The organism is Ideonella alba, assembly GCF_018069845.1.
Classification (GTDB): domain Bacteria; phylum Pseudomonadota; class Gammaproteobacteria; order Burkholderiales; family Burkholderiaceae_C; genus Ideonella; species Ideonella alba.
This window is the reverse complement of record NZ_JAGQDD010000027.1, coordinates 14831-36035: the sequence shown is the minus strand read 5'-3', so window position 1 is coordinate 36035 and position 21205 is coordinate 14831. Positions and strand designations below refer to the sequence as shown.

At 69.8% G+C, this 21205-nt stretch carries 24 protein-coding genes and 1 riboswitch; of the genes, 15 read left to right on the top strand and 9 right to left on the bottom strand.

Translation table 11 applies throughout. From position 1 onward, the window contains the following. Positions 1-102 precede the first annotated feature (102 nt). The 3 genes from KAK03_RS23060 (at position 103) to nrdR (ending at position 2936) form a co-directional block, all read left to right on the top strand. Positions 103-981, top strand: a complete 879-nt coding sequence (locus KAK03_RS23060) for a lytic transglycosylase domain-containing protein (RefSeq protein ID WP_210857030.1) — start codon at positions 103-105, stop codon at positions 979-981. Between the two features lie 34 nt (positions 982-1015). Then, a riboswitch (ZMP/ZTP riboswitch) is annotated at positions 1016-1153 on the top strand. 63 nt (positions 1154-1216) lie between these two features. After that, on the top strand, positions 1217-2467 hold the full coding sequence (gene glyA / locus KAK03_RS23055) for a serine hydroxymethyltransferase (protein ID WP_210857029.1): 1251 nt from the start codon (positions 1217-1219) through the stop codon (positions 2465-2467). Between the two features lie 25 nt (positions 2468-2492). Beyond that, positions 2493-2936, top strand: a complete 444-nt coding sequence (gene nrdR, locus KAK03_RS23050; protein WP_210804042.1) for a transcriptional regulator NrdR — start codon at positions 2493-2495, stop codon at positions 2934-2936. A gap of 27 nt (positions 2937-2963) precedes the next feature. Here the strand turns inward: nrdR and KAK03_RS25180 are convergent, their stop codons facing one another. The 7 genes from KAK03_RS25180 to KAK03_RS23015 all read right to left on the bottom strand — a co-directional run bounded on the left by KAK03_RS25180 (position 2964) and on the right by KAK03_RS23015 (position 10367). Next, the gene (locus tag KAK03_RS25180) at positions 2964-3413 is read right to left on the bottom strand and encodes a type IV pilin protein (protein WP_210857028.1); all 450 of its coding nucleotides are present in this window, start codon (positions 3411-3413) and stop codon (positions 2964-2966) included. Positions 3414-3424: 11 nt separating this feature from the next. Then, positions 3425-7108, bottom strand: coding sequence for a pilus assembly protein (locus KAK03_RS23040; RefSeq protein ID WP_210857027.1), 3684 nt, complete (start codon positions 7106-7108; stop codon positions 3425-3427). A gap of 31 nt (positions 7109-7139) precedes the next feature. Then, positions 7140-7688 (bottom strand): pilus assembly PilX family protein, encoded by a 549-nt coding sequence (locus KAK03_RS23035; RefSeq protein ID WP_210857026.1) that lies wholly within the window; start codon positions 7686-7688, stop codon positions 7140-7142. Next, entirely contained in the window at positions 7685-8533 is an 849-nt protein-coding gene (locus KAK03_RS23030) for a PilW family protein (RefSeq protein WP_210857025.1), read from the bottom strand. The genes KAK03_RS23035 and KAK03_RS23030 overlap by 4 nt, the downstream gene beginning before the upstream one ends. Before the next feature lie 14 nt (positions 8534-8547). Beyond that, positions 8548-9120 (bottom strand): type IV pilus modification protein PilV, encoded by a 573-nt coding sequence (pilV, locus tag KAK03_RS23025; RefSeq protein ID WP_210857024.1) that lies wholly within the window; start codon positions 9118-9120, stop codon positions 8548-8550. After that, positions 9111-9641, bottom strand: a complete 531-nt coding sequence (locus KAK03_RS23020) for a GspH/FimT family pseudopilin (RefSeq protein ID WP_210857023.1) — start codon at positions 9639-9641, stop codon at positions 9111-9113. The genes pilV and KAK03_RS23020 overlap by 10 nt, the downstream gene beginning before the upstream one ends. A gap of 135 nt (positions 9642-9776) precedes the next feature. Further along, entirely contained in the window at positions 9777-10367 is a 591-nt protein-coding gene (locus tag KAK03_RS23015) for a type II secretion system protein (protein ID WP_210857022.1), read from the bottom strand. Positions 10368-10513: 146 nt separating this feature from the next. On the opposite strand from KAK03_RS23015, the gene ribD reads away from it, so the two are divergent. From ribD to KAK03_RS22955, 12 genes are all read left to right on the top strand, one after another. Beyond that, positions 10514-11623, top strand: coding sequence for a bifunctional diaminohydroxyphosphoribosylaminopyrimidine deaminase/5-amino-6-(5-phosphoribosylamino)uracil reductase RibD (ribD, locus tag KAK03_RS23010; RefSeq protein ID WP_210857021.1), 1110 nt, complete (start codon positions 10514-10516; stop codon positions 11621-11623). 17 nt (positions 11624-11640) lie between these two features. Continuing rightward, positions 11641-12738: a bifunctional 3,4-dihydroxy-2-butanone-4-phosphate synthase/GTP cyclohydrolase II gene (gene ribBA, locus KAK03_RS23005; RefSeq protein WP_210857020.1), complete on the top strand. Its 1098-nt coding sequence runs from the start codon at positions 11641-11643 to the stop codon at positions 12736-12738. A 13-nt stretch (positions 12739-12751) separates the two neighbouring features. Continuing rightward, positions 12752-13216: a 6,7-dimethyl-8-ribityllumazine synthase gene (gene ribH, locus KAK03_RS23000; protein ID WP_210857019.1), complete on the top strand. Its 465-nt coding sequence runs from the start codon at positions 12752-12754 to the stop codon at positions 13214-13216. After that, positions 13213-13812: a transcription antitermination factor NusB gene (gene nusB / locus KAK03_RS22995; protein ID WP_210857018.1), complete on the top strand. Its 600-nt coding sequence runs from the start codon at positions 13213-13215 to the stop codon at positions 13810-13812. The genes ribH and nusB overlap by 4 nt, the downstream gene beginning before the upstream one ends. Before the next feature lie 13 nt (positions 13813-13825). Then, positions 13826-15376: a serine/threonine-protein kinase gene (locus KAK03_RS22990; RefSeq protein WP_210857017.1), complete on the top strand. Its 1551-nt coding sequence runs from the start codon at positions 13826-13828 to the stop codon at positions 15374-15376. Then, entirely contained in the window at positions 15376-15765 is a 390-nt protein-coding gene (locus KAK03_RS22985; protein ID WP_210857016.1) for a TssQ family T6SS-associated lipoprotein, read from the top strand. The genes KAK03_RS22990 and KAK03_RS22985 overlap by 1 nt, the downstream gene beginning before the upstream one ends. Positions 15766-15773: 8 nt before the next feature. After that, positions 15774-16214, top strand: a complete 441-nt coding sequence (gene ybgC / locus KAK03_RS22980; RefSeq protein ID WP_210857015.1) for a tol-pal system-associated acyl-CoA thioesterase — start codon at positions 15774-15776, stop codon at positions 16212-16214. After that, positions 16211-16900: a protein TolQ gene (tolQ, locus tag KAK03_RS22975; RefSeq protein ID WP_210857014.1), complete on the top strand. Its 690-nt coding sequence runs from the start codon at positions 16211-16213 to the stop codon at positions 16898-16900. Before ybgC ends, tolQ begins: the two co-directional genes overlap by 4 nt. Positions 16901-16907: 7 nt before the next feature. Continuing rightward, a complete protein-coding gene (gene tolR, locus KAK03_RS22970; protein WP_210857013.1) occupies positions 16908-17336 on the top strand; it encodes a protein TolR in 429 nt (142 codons plus the stop codon). A 161-nt stretch (positions 17337-17497) separates the two neighbouring features. Continuing rightward, the gene (gene tolA / locus KAK03_RS22965) at positions 17498-18370 is read left to right on the top strand and encodes a cell envelope integrity protein TolA (protein WP_247661367.1); all 873 of its coding nucleotides are present in this window, start codon (positions 17498-17500) and stop codon (positions 18368-18370) included. A gap of 5 nt (positions 18371-18375) precedes the next feature. Next, positions 18376-18951, top strand: coding sequence for a sigma-70 family RNA polymerase sigma factor (locus tag KAK03_RS22960; RefSeq protein ID WP_210857012.1), 576 nt, complete (start codon positions 18376-18378; stop codon positions 18949-18951). Then, positions 18948-19169, top strand: a complete 222-nt coding sequence (locus KAK03_RS22955) for a zf-HC2 domain-containing protein (RefSeq protein WP_210857011.1) — start codon at positions 18948-18950, stop codon at positions 19167-19169. The genes KAK03_RS22960 and KAK03_RS22955 overlap by 4 nt, the downstream gene beginning before the upstream one ends. Here KAK03_RS22955 and KAK03_RS22950 read toward each other — a convergent pair. Beyond that, complete coding sequence (locus KAK03_RS22950; RefSeq protein WP_210857010.1) at positions 19124-20383, bottom strand: hypothetical protein; 1260 nt, start codon at positions 20381-20383, stop codon at positions 19124-19126. The genes KAK03_RS22955 and KAK03_RS22950 overlap by 46 nt on opposite strands. 101 nt (positions 20384-20484) lie before the next feature. Beyond that, a complete protein-coding gene (gene pcp / locus KAK03_RS22945) occupies positions 20485-21132 on the bottom strand; it encodes a pyroglutamyl-peptidase I (protein WP_210857009.1) in 648 nt (215 codons plus the stop codon). Positions 21133-21205: the final 73 nt, after the last annotated feature.

The following is a 21205-nucleotide window of genomic DNA, read 5'->3' as shown; positions in this document are numbered from 1 at the left end:
GGCCCGCCGCTGCGGCGCGCGACCACTGATTATCACCACCGGCCGCCCCGCCACTGGGGCCTGGGCCCTCCCGCCACCGGTGGTACAGACGAAAGGATGGACATGCGCTTTTCACGATGGTGGAAGGACGTGACCGAGGCTGGCCGCCACAGCGCAGGCGTGTTCCTGCGCGACGTGGGCGGCGGTCTGCTCGAGGTCAGCCACAATATGCTGGCGCTGCTGGGCCTGCTGGTGCTGGCCGCCGTGGCCTTCGTGGCCGGGCGCGCCGACCTGCGCACCAGCTTCGAGCAGCAGGCCCTGGGCTGGCTGCAGGAGCGTCACGCCGAGCGGCAAGGCCCCGAACTGCTGGACATGCCGGCTGATCCGGCGATGGTCCGCACGCTGGCGACCGAAGTGCACACGCTGAACCGGCCGCAGGCCGCCGTCACGCAGTGGATCTCGCGCCGCTACCGCGTGGCGCCGGAGCCGGTGGCCCGCCTGGTGCAGGAAGCCTGGACCGTGGGCCAGCGCGCGGGCCTGGAGCCCACGCTGCTGCTGGCCATCATGGCCATTGAATCGGGCTTCAACCCGTTTGCGCAGAGCCCGGTGGGCGCGCAGGGCCTGATGCAGGTGATGACCCGTGTGCACAACGACAAGTACGAGTCCATGGGCGGCCGCCTGGCCGCCTTCGACCCGGTGAGCAACCTGCGCGTGGGCGTGGCCGTGCTGCGCGAGTGCATTGCGCGTGCCGGCTCGCTGGAAGGCGGCCTGCGCTACTACGTGGGTGCGGCCAACCTGGACGACGACGGCGGCTACGCCGGCAAGGTGCTCTCAGAGCACCGTCACCTGATGGCGGTGGCGGCAGGCCAGAACGTGCCGGTGACGGCACCGAACACCGTGATCGCCGCGCCCAGCACGGCCAGTGCGCCTGCGGCCGCCGCCGCGGCCAGTTCTCCGCTGACCACCGACCCCGTGCACGAGCAGGTGGCGCTGGCCGGCTGAGCGGCACACCCGTTACACTGCGGGCTGACAACACGACATCACGCGCGACTGGCGACAGGGCGTGACGGCCACCCTCCCCGGGTGGCGTCCGCTGCGAGGTGGATCACCACCGGGAAGCGCGGGGGCCGACATGTGATGCGGCCCTGAACTGCCGTTCGCCTGGGCAACCCGCCGATGGCCGCCATGCAGCGACCATCGCGCCGGGCCGCGCCACGCCACACCAAGGATGACATCCATGTTCGACCGCACCCAATCGACGATCGACCGTGTCGACCCGGAGCTGTTCGCCGCCATCGAGGCCGAGAACCGCCGCCAGGAAGAGCACATCGAGCTGATCGCCTCCGAGAACTACACCTCGCCGGCCGTGATGGCTGCGCAGGGCTCGCAGCTGACCAACAAGTACGCCGAAGGCTACCCGGGCAAGCGCTACTACGGTGGTTGCGAGAACGTCGACGTGGTCGAGCAACTCGCCATCGACCGCGCCAAGCAGCTCTTCGGGGCCGAGTACGCCAATGTGCAGCCCAACAGCGGCTCGCAGGCCAACCAGGCGGTGTTCTTCGGCCTGCTGCAGCCGGGCGACACCATCATGGGCATGAGCCTGGCCGAAGGTGGCCACCTGACGCACGGCATGCCGCTGAACATGTCGGGCAAGTGGTTCAAGGTGGTGTCCTACGGTCTGAATGCCCAGGAAGACATCGACTACGACGCGATGGAGCGGCTGGCCCACGAGCACAAGCCCAAGCTGATCATCGCCGGGGCATCGGCCTTCGCGCTGCGCATCGACTTCGAGCGTTTCGCCCAGGTGGCCAAGGCCGTCGGCGCCTACTTCATGGTCGACATGGCGCACTACGCCGGCCTGGTGGCCGCGGGCGTCTACCCCAACCCGGTGCCGCACGCCGACGTGGTCACCTCGACCACCCACAAGAGCCTGCGCGGCCCGCGTGGCGGCATCATCCTGATGCGCGGTGAAGAGGTGGCCAAGAAGATCAACTCGGCGATCTTCCCCGGCATCCAGGGCGGTCCGCTGATGCACGTGATCGCCGGCAAGGCGGTGGCCTTCAAGGAGGCGCTGTCGCCCGAGTTCAAGGCCTACCAGCAGCAGGTGGTGAAAAACGCCGCCGTGCTGGCCGAGACGCTGAAGGCGCGCGGCCTGCGCATCGTCAGCGGCCGCACCGAGAGCCACGTGATGCTGGTGGACCTGCGTCCCAAGGGTCTGACCGGCAAGGAGGCCGAGGCCATCCTGGGCCGCGCCCACATGACCTGCAACAAGAACGGCATCCCGAACGACCCGCAAAAGCCCATGGTCACCAGCGGCATCCGCCTGGGCACGCCGGCGATGACCACGCGCGGCTTCCAGGAAGAGGAGGCCCGTCAGACGGCCCACCTGATCGCCGACGTGCTGGACAACCCGCACGACGAGGCCACCATCGCCCGCGTGCGCGAGCAGGTGTCGGCGCTGACCCGCCGCTTCCCGGTCTACCGCTGATCGGTATCCCCAGGCGGAGACGGCGATGCGCTGCCCCTACTGCGGACACGACGAGACCCAGGTCGTCGAGACCCGGGAGTCCGATGAGGGCGACGTGGTGCGCCGGCGGCGCAAATGCCACCGCTGCGAGAAGCGCTTCACCACCTACGAGCGGGCCGAGATCTCGCTGCCGGCGGTGGTCAAGCGCGGTGGTGCGCGGGTGGAGTTCGACCCCGAGAAGCTGCGTGCCTCGATGACCCTGGCGCTGCGCAAGCGTCAGGTGAGCATCGAACAGGTGGACGCCGCGCTGGAGCGCATCCAGGAGAAGCTGCTGGCCAGCGGTCTGCGCGAGGTGCCGTCCACGCGCGTGGGCGAGCTCGTGATGCGCGAGCTCAAGCGCCTGGACAAGGTGGCCTACGTGCGCTTCGCCTCGGTCTACCGCAGCTTCGAGGACGTCGACGAGTTCAGTCGGCTGATCAAGGAGATCTGAGGCCGGGCGCCACGCGCCCGGTGGATCTCAGCGCCAGCAGGTGGGCACGTCGCCGTACTGGCTGCCCTTCTGCCCCAGGTCATTGAGCGTCAGGTTGCCGCACTTGGCGTCGGCCGTCACCGGCTTGGCGGTCAGGGTGTAGCTGCGCTCGTCCGAACCCACCGCCACTTCCACCGTGTAGGTCTTGGCGCCACCATCGCGGGGAATCGACTTGTAGGAATCGGGCATCTTCTTGTCGGCGTCCTTGTAGGTGTTCAGCGCCGCGTAGTAGCGCTGCATCCACTGTGCCGCTTCCATCAGCCCCGCCTGGGCCCCTGAGCGGCGGCCACGCGCCACCTGCTCGGTATAGGCCGGGTAGGCGAAGGCCGACAGGATGCCCAGGATGGCCACCACGATCAGCACCTCGACCAGGGTGAAGCCCCGGGCGGGCGCGCGGGCGCTGGGGCCGGGACGGCCGGGCGACGATTCAGGGGTCATGCTGTCGTTCCTCACTTGGGCTGCGGCGGGTTGACGATCTCGCGCCAGACACGGTCGATGACCTTCTGGGCCGTGGTGCTGCAGGCCAGGCGGATGGCCTTGCCGCGCGGGTCGGTGTCGAAGTCCCAGACGATCTTGAAGCCGTCGACGCATTCGCTGTCGGGCGGCACGACCAGGCCGTCGGTGCCGTCGGCGTTCACGTCATAGGCACCCAGCGGCTTGTCGTTCTCGTCGATCTTGCCGTCGTTGTTGGTGTCGACGATGGGATCCTTGGGCGGCAGGCCTTCATGGGCACGGAAGATGAAGTTCGTGCCAGAACCGCTGGTGACCTCGCACTCGGCCGCCTTCGGCGCCGGCACCATGCTCTGCACGAAGATGTAGTCATCGAAGATCGGCTGCACCGGGTAGATGACCCGCTGCCCCGCCTTGGTCAGCTCCAGGTACCAGCCCTTGCGGACATTCCAGTCCATGTCCTCGCCCTCGATCGGGTAGAAGGTGCGGGTGACACCGCCCACCGTGATGGTCGTGGCCGCACCCAGGGTGCGCTTGGACAGCACACCGCGGATATCGGTTCCGCCGTAGTAGGGGCTGCTCAGACTGTCGGTCGAATCCTTGGCCGGCGTGGGATCGAGCACGCCGTAGATCGTCTGCTGGCGGGCGGAATCGGCGTCGGTCTCGTTCAGCAGGCGACCCGTGCCGAACACGACGAGCTGGCCATTGCCGAACTTGAACGGCATGCTGTAGGGGGCCGTCGTGATCGATTGCGGCGTCACGCCATCGGGGTCAAAGGCCTGCAGCAGGGGCTTGCCGCCGTAGCCCACCTTCCAGGTGGCACTGTTGGTGGCCGAGGCGAACTCGACCCGCCAGAGCTGGCCCTTCATGTCGCCCACATAGGCGGCCATCACGGCACCCAGATCATTGCGCACCAGCGACACACCCATCGCGCCGTTGCCCCCACTGGTATCCAGCACCACCTTGTCCACCGCACCCGTGGACAGGTCGATGATCATCAGCGCGGCCTTGCCGTCGGTGCTGTCGATGCCGTTGCCGACAAAGACCTTCCAGCCGTCGGACGCGGTACCGCCCTGGATCTTGCCAACCGCGACATCACCCATCATGTAGCCGAAGTCGGGGTCGTCGGTGCTGGAGCGCTGCCACAGCACGGTGTCGGCGTCCAGTGCGGTCGGGTTGGTCGTCGGCACATGCAGCGCATAGATCGCCCGGCCGCCCGCACCCATGGTGCCAACCACCACATTGGCCCACTTGGCTGCAGCGTCGCGGCGGGTCACGATGTAGGCGTCGGCCTCGATGTGCGGGCCGTCCACCACATACTGGTGGAAGTTGGATTCGGTGCCGTAGTTCTTGGCCGCGATCTTGGCCAGCTTGGGCAGACCCGGCGAGGGCAGGAAGCCCATCACCTCATCGCCGGTGCTGCTGTCGAACGCGTGCAGCATGCCACCGTTGCCGCCCAGGAAGACCACGCCCTTGGTACGGTCGACCTTGGAGGCCAGGTAGGTGGTGTATCCGGCATCGATGCCCGAATAATCCCGTTGGACCAGGTCCTTGACGTAGACCGGCGGCGAATTGACGAAGTCCGGGTAGCGGTTGCCGCTGCGCGTGCGGTAGGGCTTGTCGGCCGCCTCGTTGCTGGTGTCACCACGCACCCAGTCGGTCAGCGTGGGGCCGTCCACAGTGCCGTCGATCTTCATCGCGGCAGCGTTCGTGGCACCCATGCCATCGGTGGAGACCTTGGGCCAGGTGAACGGCGTGGCCTTCTTGGCGTCCGGGTTCCAGACCAGCAGGTTGCGGGCCGTCCACTCCACCGGCTTGTTCGTGGCCGTCTTGGGCTGTGAAGCCTTCCAGACGGGCGCACCGCTCTCTGCACCGACATCGGTCAATGCATAGGCTTCCAGGTCACCGTACCAGGACACCGCCTGGTACTTCGGGACGAACTTGTAGGTCCCCAGCACCTTGGTGGAGGAGTTCAGCGACACGCCGGCTTCCTTCGCGGTCTTCGAGATCGCCTTGCCGATCGCATCCCGCATGGCCTTGGACAGGTCCTCGTAGCTCTTGGCCGAATAGAAATCGCCGCCGGTGTTGACCGCTGCGTGCCAGAGGTCATCGACCTTCTGGGCCGAGCCCGCCGACGGATCGGGCCAGTTCTTCGCGCCGCTCTTGATCTGGGCCAGCGTGGTGGCCTTGTTGGCGGCCGTGGAATCCAGCGTGCCCACAACGCCCAGACCCACCGTGTACTGGGTCAGGTGCTGCCAGAAGGCGATGTCACCCTGGACCGGCGGCACCCGGTTCGCAATGCCCGGCTGCAGGTCGTTCTTGAAGTACTTGATCGCCACGTCCGCCAGCGTGTCGGAGTAAGGCGTGGTGCCGTCGGAATACGGCGGGACGGCCAGGTACTGCACGTCGGTGTAGTTGTCGGGGTTCAGGCTCCCCTCGTACTTCGGTCCGTTCGAGCCGTCGGCATTGCCGGCGGCGGTGTAGGTGTCGTTGTAGTAGCCATCGGTCAACAGGAAGTTGGCCGAACGACGGCACGACAGCTTGCTCGACGCCGTATCGCCGGGCGTGCCCAGCCAGGGGCTGCTGCTGTCTTCCTTCTGGAAGTACTGGCCGATCTCGTCCAGCACGTTGCGCGTGGGCGTACCCTCGAAGGAGGACACCTGGTGGATGCCCGACAGCACCGTCTTGAGCTGCGCGGCCGTCATCTGCTGGATGCCCTGCTGGACACGGGTCTTGGTCGAGCTGTTGTTGTAGGCGTTGAACTGGGCCCAGCCCACACGGATCTTGTCCTGGTAGTCGACCAGCGAGCGGCTGATGGCCGCCTTGGTCATGGTCTCGCGCAGGCGGTAGTAGGTGAACCAGTTGGCGAAGTTCTGCTGTTCCTCGGCCTGGGTGCAACGCGAGCCGGCGCAATCCTTGCGGTTGGCGTGCTTGGTGGCCGGTGCGTAAGGTTCGGACGTGTCGTTGGTGGTGTTGAGGTTGTAGAAGGTGTACGACGTCTTCTGGTTGGGATCAACTGAGCCATCCTTCAACCGGTAGTAGATGGCCGGATTGAAGCTGCGCGAGGTCGGCGTGGCATCGCAAACCTTGTAGCTGGTGCACCAGGTCTGCTTGCCGGTGAAGGTCTTGCTGAGGTCCAGCACACTGGTGGCATCGAAGACCGGATCCAGCCGGGCGTTGGTGTAGGTCGAATTCGCCATGTCGTTCGGCAGCGAATCAACGTTCTTCCAGGGCCGGTACCAGATGTCCGGGTTGTAGTAGAGCGCATTGACATCGGGCGAGCGGAACTGCATCTCGAACACCGCCGCCTTGTTCGGTCCCAGCGCGGTGACGACGCCGCCCACGGTGTACGAGAAGGTGTACCAGTTGCCGTCGGTCCACTGGCGGTAGGGCGAGCGCCGCTTGTCGTTCGGATAGCCCACCGGCCAGAAGCGCTGGTTCACGTCGGTGGGCGAGGTGGCGATGATGACGCTCTTGCCATTGACCGTGAAGGTCTCCTCGGGGATGAAGTCGAACAGCATCGACCCCGAGTCATCGATCGTCAGCATCAGGTTGGGCAGCGGCGGCGCCGCACTGCGCGCGGTCAGCGGTGACTGCGCCGGCTCGGCCCAGGCGTGGGTGGCTGCAGCCAGCAGCGCAGCGCCGGCCAGCGACCAGGCCTGAAGGGAATGGGATCGGTTCATGCGGGCCTCTCTGGATGCGGGCATGCTGCGCTCACTTGATGCGCAGGGTGGACTGCAGCCAGACCACGGAGCCGGCGGTCTGCCGGCCGGCGTCGGTCTGGTCGTAATCGGGGCTGAAGCCGCGGGCGGTGACGATGATGGTCCGGGTGCCCGGAACGGCGTCGCTCCACTCGGCCAGGCACTGCGGCACCGTGGTCGGCTTGAAGCTGCTGTCGCCAGAGGCCAGCACCGCGTCAGGCACCTTGATGGCCTGGACCGCGCTGCCCCCGTGCCAGGTGGTGAATGACTGCCAGTACGGATCGCCCGGCGAAGCGGCATTGATCGTGAAACCGCCGATCCAGTCCTTGGATTCGCGCTCGATCTGGGTTTCGCAGAAGCGCAGCGCCAGCTGCGCCGCCTGCTGGGCCAGGGTGTGCAGCCGGGCGTTGTTCGAAACCACGTCGGAGGTCAGCGAACTGCGCATCACGGCGGCCGAGGCCAGGCCGATCACGACCAGCATCACCAGCGCGATGATCAGCGTCACGCCGCGCTGGCGCGAGGAGGAGGCGCCGCGACGGCGCGCAGACAGGGCGGGCTTCACAGGTTGGCCTTCAGGCGGTTATGGAGCAGCACGGTCGATCGGAACGCCCGGTACATGCGCTTGTCGGTGGGCGTGACCTGGGTATCGCTGCAGTTGAAGTAAGGGGTCTTGTCGTCCATGACCTCGTCGCTGCTCATCACAACCACGCACAGGCGAACCGCCACCACGTTGGCCATGTTCACCGCGGAGGCCTTGCCGTAATAGCCCACGGTCACCGGGTCGGCATTGAGGTTGGTGCTGATGCCGTACAGCACCTGCAGGTCGGCGATGTTCTCGACCAGTGCCTGCGGCGTGCCGCCGCCATTGCCCCGGCAGAACAGTGCGCCGCGGCCATCCACCCCGCTGGCAACGTAGAAGGTGCTGGTGTTCAGGTAGTAGGCGTTGGGCGCCGTGCCGATGCTGGTCAGCGCGTTGCCCAGGCAGTCCAGCGGCTTGCCGCCGGAGGCGATGGAGTTGGCCGTGTCGGCCTCATAGGCCACCGACACCGCGTCCTTCAGGGCATCGTTGCCCGTGGTGTCGGCGCAGGCCAGCGCGTCAATGGCGGCGGTGACATCCTTGAAGCTGCCATCGCACCCCACCACTGCCGCACCGGTGTAGATGCGCTGAAAGCCGCTGGTGGTCACCCCGGAGGGTCGGCTGTAGCCGGCCTGGGCCAGGTGGGTGCGCAGCACGCCCAGCGCGGCGCTGGCGTCCTCGGTCATCTGGGTGAGCGCGCGGGTGTGGCGGCTGCTGACGGAAATCGCGAAGTAGCCGGCCAGCAACGCGGCCACGACCATCATCCCGACCATCAGGGACACCATCAGCTCCACCAGCGTGAAGCCGGCCTGTCCCGGTGCGCGGCGCATGTGGGCGGTCCTCATCACAGTGCCACCCGGAAATACATGCAGCGCGGCTGCGGGTTGAGGTCGCGGAAGCCCGGCGGACAGGTCTTGGCGTTCAGGCTGTCGATGTCCTGGAAGGCGCCCACCGACAGTGCGGTCGGGTCCAGCCACGCCACCCAGACGTCCACCGCGCCGCCGGCGGCATCCAGTGCACCGGCGTCATAGCGCACGTAGCCAGTGCCGGACGGCAGGGCATTCAGCAGCGACAGCCGCCACTGCGCCATGTCCTGGTCGGCCAGCTCCTTGGGCTGGCAGTTCAACGGCAACGCGCAGTTCACCGGGGTCGGCGTGGCGGGCGGGCTGACGAAGGCATCGGTGTGGTCGTACAGGCTGCTGCGGGCCGCTCCAACATTGGCCTTCATGCGGTCGGCGATGTCAGAGGCCATCAGGCTGGCCACGGCGCGCATCTCGCTGGCCTTGCCCAGGCGGGTGGCCGAGGCCAGCAGGCCGCCCATGGCCACCACCCCCAGCGACACCACCAGGATGGACACCAGCACCTCGATCAGCGAGGCGCCTCGCTGCTGGTGGACGGAGGACCGAATCATGCGCATGCGCCCGCTCCCTTCAACAGCGCCACCCGGCCCTGACGATTCACGCAGATCGTGCGCGCCGACCGGTCGGATCCGGTATTGGGGGCAAAGCGCACCCAGGACTGGGCATCGTTCGTCAGTGCGGCGCCATCGGCGCGCAACAGGATGCCGGTGCGGGCCAGGGTCAGCGACTGCACGCTGCCATCGGCCGCCTTCAGGCCTGCCGGGCCGGCGAACACCCGCAGCACGGGTTCGCCGGCCTCGCGGATGCCGTTGTTGTTGTAGTCCACGAAACTGATCCAGCCCTGGCTCCAGGTCCTGGACCCGGAGCACTCGGCGTTGTCGGTGGTGAGGTTCTTGCCGGCGCACACCGACACCTCGACCAGCCGTTTCATCGCCTCGCTGCGTGCCTGGCGCAGCGAGGACACCAGTTCCTCGGCCTGGGACTCGGCGATCCGACCCCCGACAAAGTCCCGCATGAAGGGCACGGCGGACATCACCAGGGCGGCCAGCACGACCAGGGTGACGGCCAGTTCGACCACGGTGAACCCCCGGCCGGACTGGCGTGCCCGGTAACCGGGACGGATTGCGACACATCTCATGTCGTGATTGTCGGCCGGACCGGGGCCGGCTTGACGCGAGCGCCGGACAAAAGGCCGTCGGGCGGCGACGAACGGTCATGCCGAGCCCGCACAGGGCAGCGCCCGGGGGAGCATGCGCAGCCGGCCGGGCTTGTTGATGCAGGCGCGCCGGGCGCCGACGATATCGGGCGCGGCGGGGTCGCCACCCTCGGGCACGAAATCGAAGTGCGAGGCCGCGTTCAGGGAAATGCCGGTGGGCATGAAGCTGATGCGGCGCATCGTGGCGATCACCCGTGGCGGGTGCGGGGGCGGCTGGATGGCCTGCAGCAGCAGGTCACTCGGCTCGAGCAGGCCGCGCCGTTCACGGTCGACGAAGACCAGCCAGCCAGCGCTCCATTCCAGGCTGTTGGCACAGACGGCCGCGGCATCGCCGGCCAGCGGGTCGCGCGGGCAGACCGTGACCACCTCGGCACGGGCCATGGCCTCGGCTCGGGCGCGGGCCAGCGCCGTCACCAGGCCCTCGACCGACTGGTCGACGCTGCGGGCGCGCAGCATCTGCTGCGCCGGCTGCACCGCCGCCGACGCCAGGATGGTCAGCACGGCCAGGCCGATGACCAGCTCCAGCAGGCCAAAGCCGGCGACGGCGGGCGCGCGCCTCGGGGGGCGTTGAGCGCGATGACTTGGCATGGGGTCTCCCTGGTGCGCGCCATCGACTGCGGCGCTGGTCCGCCACGCCGGGGCAGGCATGCGCGGTACCTCGACATGCTGCACCGACGGCGGCCGCGCGTCCCTCCCTCTGAAGGGGGGACAATCGCCACTCAACCCCGTTACCGATGCACCCCACCGATCTCGACGCCCACCACCTCGGCCAGGCCCTGACACTGGCCCGGCACGCCATCGGCCTGAGCGAGCCCAACCCGCGGGTGGGCTGCGTCCTGGTGGCACCGGGGGGCCGGCAGGTCATCGGCGAGGGCTTCACCCAGCAGGCTGGCGGCCCGCATGCCGAGGTCATGGCGCTGCGCGACGCCCAGGCGCGCGGCCAGTCCACCCGTGGTGCCACCGCCTATGTGACGCTGGAGCCCTGCGCCCACCACGGCCGCACGCCCCCCTGCTGCGACGCCCTGATCGAGGCCGGCGTGGCCCGCGTGGTGGCCGCCGTGGGCGACCCCAACCCGCTGGTCAACGGCCAGGGCATGGCCCGGCTGGCGGGGGCCGGGATCCGTGCCGAATGGGGCCCACCCGATCTGGCCGAGCAGGCGCGGGAGCTGAACATCGGCTTCTTCTCGCGCATGCAGCGCCGCCGGCCCTGGGTGCGGCTGAAGATGGCCGCGTCGCTGGATGGCCGGACCGCGCTGACCGACGGCCGCAGCCAGTGGATCACCGGTGGCGCCGCGCGCGCCGACGGTCATGCCTGGCGCGCACGCGCCGGCGTGCTGCTGTGCGGTGTCGGCACGGTGCTGGCCGACGACCCGCGGCTGGATGTGCGCGAGGTGGCGGTCGCCCGCCAACCGGTGCGGGCGATTGTCGACACCCACCTTCAGACGCCCCCCCAGGCGCGGCTGTTCGATGCCGGCCCCTCGCCGGTGCGCGTCTACACCGCCAGCGCCGATGGCGCCGCGGCCCAGGCGCTGCGCGACCGCGGTGCCACCCTGGTGCCCTGCCCGCTGGTGGACGGCCGCATCGATCTGGCCGCGGTGCTGGCCGACCTGCACGCGCTGGCCTGCAACGAACTGCACCTGGAATGCGGCCCCACGCTGGCGGGCGCCTGGCTGCGCGGCGGCTGGGTCGATGAGTTGCTGCTCTACCTGGCCCCGATGCTGGTGGGGCCGGGCCGGCCGCTGGCCGAGCTGACGGCCCTGCCGGGCCTGGACGCGGCCACGCGCTGGCGATTCCATGAGATCACCCCGGTCGGTGAGGACCTGCGCCTGCGCCTGCGCCGCTGACGCCTACAATCCGGGCGATGCCGATTTCCCCTGTCCCCGAGCTGGTCGCCGAACTGGCGGCCGGTCGCATGGTGGTCCTTGTCGACGAGGAGGACCGCGAAAACGAAGGCGACCTGGTCATGGCCGCCGACCATGTCACGCCCGAGGCGATCAACTTCATGGCCCGCTTCGGGCGTGGACTGATCTGCCTGACGCTCACCCGCGAGCGCTGCGAACGCCTGCGCCTGCCGCCGATGACGGCGCGCAACGGCACCTCGCACGGCACCGCCTTCACGGTGTCGATCGAGGCCGCCGAAGGTGTCACCACCGGCATCAGCGCCGCCGACCGCGCCCGCACCGTGCAGGCCGCGGTGGCCCGCGATGCGCGCGCCTCCGACCTGGTGCAGCCAGGCCACATCTTCCCGCTGCAGGCCCAGGATGGCGGCGTGCTGATGCGCGCCGGCCACACCGAGGCCGGCTGCGACCTGGCCGCCATGGCCGGCCTGAGTCCCGCCGCCGTGATCTGCGAGATCATGAACGACGACGGCAGCATGGCCCGGCTGCCCGACCTGGAGATCTTTGCCAAGACCCATGGCCTGAAGATCGGCACCATCGCCGACCTGATCACCCACCGCAGCCGCCACGAGACCCTGGTCACGCGTGCCGGCCAGCGCCGCCTGGTCACGGCCCAGGGCGAGTTCGACGCCCATGTCTTCCGCGACCACTCCGGCGGCGTGCACCTTGCGCTGTCGGTGGGCCGCTGGTCGCCCACGGACGAGGTGCTGGTGCGCGTGCACGAGCCCTTCACCGTGGTCGACCTGCTGGACCATGCCTGCAGCAACCGCCATTCCTGGGGCCTGCCGCAGGCCCTGGCACGGCTGCAGCAGGCGGGCCAGGGCGTGGCGGTGCTGCTGAACTGCGGCCGCGAATCCGCCGATGGCCTGCTGGCGCAACTGCTGCCCCAGGACGCCGACACCTCCCCGCGTCCCAGCGTGGACCTGCGCACCTATGGGGTGGGCGCGCAGATCCTGCGCGAGCTGGGCATCACCCGCATGAAGCTGCTTGGCAGCCCGCGCCGCATGCCCAGCATGACCGGTTTCGGGCTCGAGGTGAGCGGCTTCGTCGCTGCCGACTGAACACGAGGACCCCATGCAAGGCGCCAACCAGGGCCAAAGCGGATCGCTCGACGGCCACGAGCTGTCGATCGCCATCGTCCGTGCCCGATTCAATGACGACATCACCCGCAAGCTCGCCGAAGCCTGCCTGGCCGAGCTGGCCGCGCTGGGCGTGGCCGAGCGGCACATCGAAATGGTCACCGTCCCCGGTGCGCTGGAGGTGCCGGTGGCCCTGAAGGCCCTGGCCGACAGCGAGGACTTCGACGCGCTGATCGCGCTGGGCTGCATCATCCGCGGCGAGACCTACCACTTCGAGCTGGTGGCCAACGAGAGCGGCGCCGGTGTCACCCGGGTGTCGCTGGACCACCAGATCCCGATCGCCAACGCCATCCTCACCGTCGAGAATGAGGCCCAGGCCTGGGCCCGCGCCGAGGAGAAGGGCCGCGATGCCGCGCGCGTGGCCGTCGAGATGGCCAACCTGCTGGACGCGCTGCCATGAGCGGCAAGAAACCCGGCAGCCGCGCGCCTCGCGATCCCGGACACCAGCAGCACATCGCCGCGCGTCGCCAGGCCCGTGCCTACGCGCTGCAAGGCCTGTACCGCTGGCTGCTCAACGGTCAGGATCCCTCCACGCTGCTGCCCGAGGTGCGCGAGTTCGCCCTGCAGTCCATCGTCGAGCGCCTGTCCACCCAGGGCGGCGCCGAGCTGTCGGCGCCCGAAGACCTCAGCGTCGACGAGGTGCAGGCGCAGATCCGCCGCCAGGCCGAGGCCGAGTTCGAGACCTGCGACACCGTGCACCTGGATGCCTTGCTCTCGGGCTGTATCGAGACCGCGCCGCAGCTCGATGAAACGCTGCGCCGCTACGTCGACCGGCCGACCGAGCAGCTCTCGCCGGTCGAACATGCGGCCCTGCTGATCGGCGCCTATGAACTGGCGCACTGCGTGGACGTGCCCTACCGCGTCGCCATCAACGAAGCCGTCAACCTGGCTAAGGCCTTCGGCGGTACCGACGGCCACAAGTACGTCAACGGCGTGCTTGACAAGGCTGCCGCCCAGCTGCGTCCCGCCGAGGTGGCGGCCGCCCGCGGGGGCTGAGCCTGCCCGAGCGATGCGCTGGACCCTGCCTTTCCTGCGCAAACGGCCGATGCCGGCTGATGCGGTGGACTCCGGCTTCGAGTCCACCGTGGTCGAGGACCTGCCCGCCGCGCTGCGTTCGGCCAGTGCCGCAGCGGCCCAGGCAGCGGCCGAGGGTCCGGCCACCCAGGCCTCGATCGGCCATGTCGGCCGCTACACGCTGCGCTCGGTGCTGGGCGAGGGCGGGCTGGGCACTGTCTACGCCGCCTGGGATCCGCTGCTGTCGCGCGCGGTGGCGGTCAAGACGCTGCACCTGCCGGCCTCGGCGGCGGGCGACTACGGCAGCTCGCTGGACGACCTGATCCTCAATGAGGCGCGTGCCGCCGCGCGGCTGTCGCACCCGCACATCGTCACGGTGTTCGATGCCGGCCCCTCCGAGCAGGGCGTCTACATCGCGATGGAGCCGCTGCGCGGACGCGACCTGCGCCACCTGCTGCGTGAACAGTGGCAACCCAGCCTGCTGGAGATCGCCCACCTGGTGCGGCGCGTGGCCGACGCGCTGGCCTATGCGCACGGCAAGGGCGTGATCCACTGCGACATCAAGCCCGCCAACATCTTCATGGTCGGCCGCAAGCTGCCCAAGGTGCTCGATTTCGGCATTGCCCGCGTCGCCCACCGCGATGTGCCGACGGTCGAAGGTCCGCTGGCCGGCTCGCCGTATTACCTCGCACCCGAGCAACTGGCCGGCGGCGCGGTGGACCGCCGCTGCGACGTCTATTCGCTGGGCGTGGTGATGTTCGAGCTGCTCACCGGCCAGCGGCCCTACACCGGCGCGACCATCGAGGAAATCCACCGCGCCGTGCGCGAGGCCCCGCTGCCGCTGGCCCGCCGGCTCAATGCCAAGGTGCCGGCAGCGCTGTCGGCGATCGCCGCACGCGCCATGGCGCGCCGCCCGGAGGACCGCTATCCCTCGGCGCGGCACATGGCGATGGACCTGCGCCATTGGCTGGAATCGCCCGAAGCCGCCGCGCTGGGTGAAACCCAGGACCAGCAACGCCGACGCCTGCTGGTGCTGGCCGGCCTGTCGCTGGGCGCCGCGGGGGTGGCGGCCGGCCTGCAGGCCTGGTGGACCTCACAACGCCCGGCCACCGCGATCGGCCCGGGCCGACTGACCACCGAGGCGGCGCTGGCCAGCCCGCCACCCGGCACCGTGGTACCGCCCGCGCCGCCACCGGCTTCGGCCGCAGCCGCATCGGCGCCGACGCCCGAGTCCGAGTTGGTGGCCGCCAAGCCCGCCGACACCGCCAACCGCAAGCCCCCCCGCACCAAGGTGCGCCCGGTCGAGGTGACGGCATCAGCGCCGCCACCGGCCCCACCCGCCCTCGGACGGGTGCAGCTGGCGGTCACCCCCTGGGGTGAGGTCGAGGTGGATGGCCGTCCGGTCGGGGTGGCGCCCCCGCTGCGTCACCTGGAGTTGCCGGCAGGTCCCCACACGATCACCGTGCGCAACGGTGATGCCCCCCCGCAGGTGCGCCACATCGAGGTCGACCCGTCCCAGCCCTCCACCCTGAAGTTCCGTTTCTGATGAGTCCTCTTGCCCTGCTGCGCACCGCCCTGGCCTGCCTGGTCAGCCTTTGGCTGGCCGCCTGCAGCACACCGCCCACCGGCGTCGCCGAGGTGCTCGACCGCCCGGCCGAGCGCCAGTTGATCGCCGGCCTGCGCCTGTACGACGACGCCCAGTACCCGGAGGCCGAGGCCGCGCTGCAGGAGGCGCTGCGCCTGCAACTGGCCAGCCCGCGCGACCGCGCGTCGGCGTACAAGACGCTCGCTTTCATCTTCTGCACCAGCCAGCGCGAGACCGAGTGCGAAGCCGCCTTCCGCGCCGCGCGGGCCGCTGATCCCCAGTTCCAGCTCGGCAAGTCCGAGGCCGGTCACCCGCTGTGGGGCCCGGTGTACCAGCGCAGCCTGCGCTGAGCCGCCGCATGAGCTTGGCCGCCGCCGCGTCAACGACCGTGTTCGAGTGGCCGGTGCGCGTCTACTGGGAGGACACCGACGCCGGCGGCATCGTGTTCTACGCCAACTACCTGAAGTTCATGGAGCGCGCCCGCACCGAGTGGCTGCGTGCGCAAGGCGTGGAGCAGCAGGCTTTGGCCGAGCGCGAGGGCGCCCTCTTCGTGGTCACCGACGCCCGGCTGCGCTACCTGGGCTCGGCCCGCCTGGATGACGCGCTGCAGGTCAGCGTCGAGCCGCAGCTGATCGGCCGCGCCCGGCTGAGCTTCCTGCAGCGCTGCCGCCTGGGCGAGCAACTGCTGTGTGAAGGCCAGATCACCGTGGCCTGCATCGACCGCGCCCAGCACCGGCCGCGCCGCATTCCCTCCGACATCCTTGCCCGCCTGCAGCCGCAGGCCGACCTCACCGAATGAACCAGGACCTGTCCATTGTTTCCCTCGTGCTCCACGCCAGCTGGGTCGTCCAGTTGGTGGTGGCCGGCCTGCTGCTGATCTCGCTGGCCAGCTGGACCGTGATCTTCGCCAAGCTGGTGGGCCTGGGGCGCGTGCGCCGCGGCAACGACCAGTTCGAGCAGGAGTTCTGGTCCGGCAAGAACCTCACCGACCTGTACCAGGCGGCCGGCACGCGGCCGGACACCTCGCCGATGGAGCGGCTGTTCGCCAGCGGCATGCGCGAGTTCATGAAGCTGCGCGAGCGCCGCCTGGACACCGCCGCCCAGCTCGATGGCGCCCGCCGTGCGATGAAGGCCAGCCTGCAGCGCGAGCTCGATGCGATTGAAGGCAACCTGGGCTTCCTGGCCTCGGTGGGTTCGGTCAGCCCCTACGTGGGCCTGTTCGGCACGGTGTGGGGGATCATGCATGCCTTCGTCGGCCTGTCGAACCTGCAGCAGGTGACGCTGGCCACGGTGGCGCCGGGCATCGCCGAGGCGCTGGTGGCCACCGCGATCGGCCTGTTCGCGGCGATCCCGGCGGTGATCGGCTACAACCGCTTCGCGCGCGACATCGACCGCATCGCCATCCAGCTCGAGAGCTTCACCGAGGAGTTCTCCAACATCCTGCAGCGCAACGTGTCCGCCCCGCCGGCGGGCGCGACGCGCTGAGCCGGCCATGCCTGGCGTGATGTCCCGCGGCGGTGGCCGCCGACGCCGCTCGATGAACGAGATCAACATGGTCCCGTTCATCGACGTGATGCTGGTGCTGCTGATCATCTTCATGGTCACCGCCCCGATGATCACCACTGGCGTGGTCGACCTGCCCAGCGTGGGCAAGGCCAGGCAGCGCCCCAGCTCGGTGATCGAGGTGGTCGTGGCCGGCGACGAGAAGCTGAAGATCAAGGTCGACAGCGGCGAGCCCGCCGCGATCGCCCTGCCCCAGCTGGCCGCCCGCGTGCGCGAGGCCCAGCAGGGCCGCGACGACGTGCCGGTGGTGATCTCGGCCGACCGCCAGGTCAAGTACGAAAGTGTGGTGCGCGTGATGGACACGCTGCAGCGCGCCGGCGTGCAGCGGGTGGGCCTGTCGGTGCGCTCGGGAGCCTGACATGGTGCCCCCACGCTCACTGTCGTTCGCTGCCCCCCGAGGGGGCGCTCAGTGGCTTCGGACGGCCGGGCGCCACTGGCCAATGACACCCCCACGCTCACTGTCGTTCGCTGCCCCCCGAGGGGGCGCTCAGTGGCTTCAGACGGCCGGGCGCCACTGAGATGGCTTCCCTGGGACTGCCACCGCCGCTGATGGTGCCGCGCGAGTCGCTGCGCCCGCCCAGCGCCGACAGCCCGCGCGCCGGCCTGGCGATGTCGGCCCTGGCCCATGCGGGGCTGCTGGCGGCGCTGGCCCTGGGTGTGCAGTGGCGCACCGAGGAGCCCGCTGCCGTCAGCGCCGAGCTGTGGGCCGCGGTGCCGCAGATCGCCGCCCCCGCCCGGCCTGAGCCGGCCGAGACCCCCGAGCCCACGCCGCCACCGCGCCCGGTGGTGACGCCCCCGGCGCCGCCCCCGGCGGCCGAACGCGAGGCCGACATCGCGATCGAGAAGGCCCGCCGCTTGCGCGAGGAGAAGGCCCGCCAGGACGCCGAGGACCAGCGCCGAAAGGAGCGCGAGCAGAAAGCCCAGCAGGACAAGGCCCAGCAGGAGAAAGCCGAGCGCGACAAGGCCGAGAAGCTCGAAGCCCAGCGCAAGGAGAAGGCCGCCGAGGCCCAGCGCGAGAAGCTGCGCCAGGAGCAGATGCGGCGCATGGCCGAGCAGCTGGGCGGCGGCCCCACGGGCACGGGCGCGCCCGGCAGCACCGGCGCCGCGGCGCGCGATGCCGGGCCCTCGGCCAACTACGCCGGGCGCATCGTCGCGCGGATCAAGCCCAACATCGTGCTCACCGAGGAGGTGGCGGGCAATCCGCGCGCCGAGGTGGAACTGCGCGTGGGACCTGACGGCAGCATCGTCGGGCGACGCATCATCCAGAGCAGTGGCTCCAAGGTCTGGGATGACGCCGTGCTGCGCGCCGTCGACCGCACCGGCGTGCTGCCGCGCGACACCGACGGCCGCGTGCCGCCGACCATTGTGGTCGGATTCAGACCCCGGGACTGATGACCATGGACGACTTCGCCAACCGCGTCGAGGCGCTGCGACCGCAGCTGATGCGCTATGCCCGCAGCCAGCTGCGCCACGAGGCCTGGGCCGAGGACGCGGTGCAGGACACGCTGCTGGCAGCCCTGGAGAAACCGCAGTCCTTCGCGGGCCAGTCGCAGCTGCGCACCTGGCTGGTGGGCATCCTCAAGCACAAGCTGGTCGACCAGCTGCGCCGCCAGCACCGCGAGGCCGCCCTGCCCGGCGAAGACGACGAGACCGATCTGGACGAGCTGCTGTTCGACAAGTCCGGCCACTGGCTGGATGCCCCGGCCGATTGGCCCAGCATGCCCGACTCGGCGCTGGGTCAGCGCCAGTTCCTGACGGTGCTGGACGCCTGCGTGGAGAAGCTGCCGTCGGTGCAGGGCCGCGTGTTCCTGATGCGTGAATGGCTGGAGCTCGACAGCGACGAGGTCTGCCAGACGCTGGCCATCACCCCGTCCAACCTGTGGGTGCTGCTGCACCGGGCGCGGCTGCGCCTGCGCGAGTGCCTGCAACAGCAATGGTTCGGCCAGGACATGGCCGTGAAGGGCGCCCGATGAAACCCTGGCTGACCTGCCGACAGGCCGCCGGCCTGATGCTGCTGCGCCAGGACCTGGCGCTGAACTGGGTGCAGCGCCTGCGGCTGCGCGCCCATCTGGCGATGTGCGACGCCTGCACCCGGTTCTCGAAGCAGCAGGACCTGATCAGGGGCGCGATGGGCCCCTGGCGTGCTTACCGCGACAGCGAACGGCTCGACGAAGGCGAGCGCAGCGACTGAGTCGCCTGGCGCGCCGCCTGCTTCACGGCCGGCTTCACCGCCTTGCCCTGGTCGATGTAGGCATTGACCCGCGGCGGGATGATGACCACCGTGCTGCCATCAGGGAAGTAGCCGGTCTCCGATTCCAGCACCCCCATCGCCTTGCCGTTCAGGGCCAGCGGCTGCCAGGTGCGGCGGCGCAGCAGGCTGCCACCGGTGGTGCGCTCGGTGACCAGCGCACCGCTGCCATCCACGGTCCAGGCGCTCAGCGGCGCCCGGCTTTCGGTGCCGGCCACCAGGTCCTTGCTGACGCGCTCGCCCGTGCCGTCCTTGTACAGGTAGAAGAAGAACGGGAAGGTGGACTTGGCGAAGATCGCCGATTCCCAGATCCGCGCGTTGGCTGCACCCGCGCCCCAGGCGGTGCCGGCCACCGGCTTCATCATCTGCGGCGACCACAGGTTTTGCGGCACGCCACCCAGCATGTCGGCCGAGAGCCACTGCTCCATGCCCCGGTTGTCGGCCAGCGCCAGGCGCAGGTAGCCGCGCTGGGCGCCGGTGGGCAGGCTCATCACGATCCAGCCGTCGGCATTGACGGTGTAAGGCACGGTGGCGCCGGAGCGGGCAAAGCTCAGGCTGCCGCTGCCGAAGGTGGCCAGGTCAGCGCCCAGCTGGTTGTTCACCACGGTGCCCGGGTCGGCGCTCAGGCCGGCCAGCGTGGAGCCGGGGACCAGATCGGCCAGACCGGGGATCTGGGCCAGGTTGCGGTGAATGGTGTTGGTGCCCTGGCCCGCCACGAAGCCGCCCCAGCTCACCACCTTGCCGGCGTCACAGCCGTCCAGCGTGGTGTCGGTGCCGGCGTAGGACAGCTCGGACAGGCCCTTGTTGGCCGTGCCGCTGCGCAGACGCGTGCCGACCTGGGTCGTGTCGTGGCGCACCCGGGTGGGCAGGCCGTCGCAGTCGGCGATCGGGCCGTCCTGCTCTTCGGTGTAGGGCGTGTCCAGGGTCACCACCTGGAAACCGGCGACCGTCGACACCGCGCCCTGGCCACGACCCAGCGGGGTCACCACCACGGCGCGGGTGCCGCTGTTCTTGAGCTCGATCAGCAGGGCGTCGGACTGGCCGAAGCCGTTCTCGGCCGCGTAGGCCACCGGCTTGGCGGCGAGCACCTGACCGCTGGTCAGGGCGGCGGCCAGCGCAAGCGCCGACGCAAAGAGGGGGCGGAAGGACAACGGCATCGGGAGACTCCTTGTACTGCTTGTCTCGGTTGGGGGATACAGCGTGGCGCGGAGTCTATGCAGGCCCGGCGTGGCTGGACATCCCCCCTTCTACTGAGACCTCAGTCGAGGGCGCCACCAAAGTCACGGCGATCCGGCCCGCCGGCCGCCACGGCCGCCAGCATCGCCCGCAGCCCTCGCCACTGGTCGTCCAGGGGCAGCGGGCGACCGGGTCCGTCGCCCCCGGGCATGTCCGGCAGGCGCGGCACATGGACAAATCCCGCCGGGATGCTGGGGCGGTGCTGCAGGGCGTGCAGCAGCGTGTAGAAGATCTGGTTGCAGACGAAGCTGCCGGCGCTCAGCGACAACTCGGCCGGCACGCCGGTCTGCTGAGCGGCGTGCACCATGGCCTTGACCGGCAGGCGGCTGAAGTAGGCCGACGGCGCGCCGGCCACGACCGGCTGGTCCGTCGGCTGGACGCCGTCGTTGTCGGGAATGCGGGCGTCGACCAGGTTCACCGCCACGCGCTCGACCGACAGCGCGGCGCGTGAGCCCGCCAGACCCAGGCAGACCACCGCGGCCGGTTCATCCGCCAGCGCCTGGCCCAGGACCGCTGGCGCCGTGTCGAAGCGGCAGGGCAGGCAGCGGGCCCGCACCGTCCACGCGCCGAAGCGCTCACCGTCCAGCCGTCGGGCCAGTTCCCAGGACGGGTTCAGGGTATCGCCCGCGAAGGGCTCGAAGCCGGTCAGCAGCAGCCACGGTGGGCTCATCGGTCCTCCGCAACGGGGGGCGTCATGGTTGGGGCCGCACTGACGCAGCCGCCGGGATTGGGCGTCCGGGAGG

Excerpts from the sequence above, each read along its gene's own strand:
- KAK03_RS22960 (WP_210857012.1), top strand. The coding sequence starts at position 18,376 with ATGGACGACTTCGCCAACCGCGTCGAGGCGCTGCGACCGCAGCTGATG.
- pilV (WP_210857024.1), bottom strand. The coding sequence starts at position 9,120 with ATGCGCATGATTCGGTCCTCCGTCCACCAGCAGCGAGGCGCCTCGCTG.
- KAK03_RS22950 (WP_210857010.1), bottom strand. The coding sequence starts at position 20,383 with ATGCCGTTGTCCTTCCGCCCCCTCTTTGCGTCGGCGCTTGCGCTGGCC.
- pcp (WP_210857009.1), bottom strand. The coding sequence starts at position 21,132 with ATGAGCCCACCGTGGCTGCTGCTGACCGGCTTCGAGCCCTTCGCGGGC.
- ribH (WP_210857019.1), top strand. The coding sequence starts at position 12,752 with ATGCAAGGCGCCAACCAGGGCCAAAGCGGATCGCTCGACGGCCACGAG.
- tolQ (WP_210857014.1), top strand. The coding sequence starts at position 16,211 with ATGAACCAGGACCTGTCCATTGTTTCCCTCGTGCTCCACGCCAGCTGG.
- KAK03_RS23060 (WP_210857030.1), top strand. The coding sequence starts at position 103 with ATGCGCTTTTCACGATGGTGGAAGGACGTGACCGAGGCTGGCCGCCAC.
- KAK03_RS22990 (WP_210857017.1), top strand. The coding sequence starts at position 13,826 with ATGCGCTGGACCCTGCCTTTCCTGCGCAAACGGCCGATGCCGGCTGAT.
- KAK03_RS23030 (WP_210857025.1), bottom strand. The coding sequence starts at position 8,533 with ATGCGCCGCGCACCGGGACAGGCCGGCTTCACGCTGGTGGAGCTGATG.
- glyA (WP_210857029.1), top strand. The coding sequence starts at position 1,217 with ATGTTCGACCGCACCCAATCGACGATCGACCGTGTCGACCCGGAGCTG.
- ribBA (WP_210857020.1), top strand. The coding sequence starts at position 11,641 with ATGCCGATTTCCCCTGTCCCCGAGCTGGTCGCCGAACTGGCGGCCGGT.
- tolR (WP_210857013.1), top strand. The coding sequence starts at position 16,908 with ATGCCTGGCGTGATGTCCCGCGGCGGTGGCCGCCGACGCCGCTCGATG.
- ybgC (WP_210857015.1), top strand. The coding sequence starts at position 15,774 with ATGAGCTTGGCCGCCGCCGCGTCAACGACCGTGTTCGAGTGGCCGGTG.
- ribD (WP_210857021.1), top strand. The coding sequence starts at position 10,514 with ATGCACCCCACCGATCTCGACGCCCACCACCTCGGCCAGGCCCTGACA.
- tolA (WP_247661367.1), top strand. The coding sequence starts at position 17,498 with ATGGCTTCCCTGGGACTGCCACCGCCGCTGATGGTGCCGCGCGAGTCG.
- KAK03_RS22955 (WP_210857011.1), top strand. The coding sequence starts at position 18,948 with ATGAAACCCTGGCTGACCTGCCGACAGGCCGCCGGCCTGATGCTGCTG.
- KAK03_RS22985 (WP_210857016.1), top strand. The coding sequence starts at position 15,376 with ATGAGTCCTCTTGCCCTGCTGCGCACCGCCCTGGCCTGCCTGGTCAGC.
- KAK03_RS25180 (WP_210857028.1), bottom strand. The coding sequence starts at position 3,413 with ATGACCCCTGAATCGTCGCCCGGCCGTCCCGGCCCCAGCGCCCGCGCG.
- nrdR (WP_210804042.1), top strand. The coding sequence starts at position 2,493 with ATGCGCTGCCCCTACTGCGGACACGACGAGACCCAGGTCGTCGAGACC.
- nusB (WP_210857018.1), top strand. The coding sequence starts at position 13,213 with ATGAGCGGCAAGAAACCCGGCAGCCGCGCGCCTCGCGATCCCGGACAC.
- KAK03_RS23040 (WP_210857027.1), bottom strand. The coding sequence starts at position 7,108 with ATGAACCGATCCCATTCCCTTCAGGCCTGGTCGCTGGCCGGCGCTGCG.
- KAK03_RS23015 (WP_210857022.1), bottom strand. The coding sequence starts at position 10,367 with ATGCCAAGTCATCGCGCTCAACGCCCCCCGAGGCGCGCGCCCGCCGTC.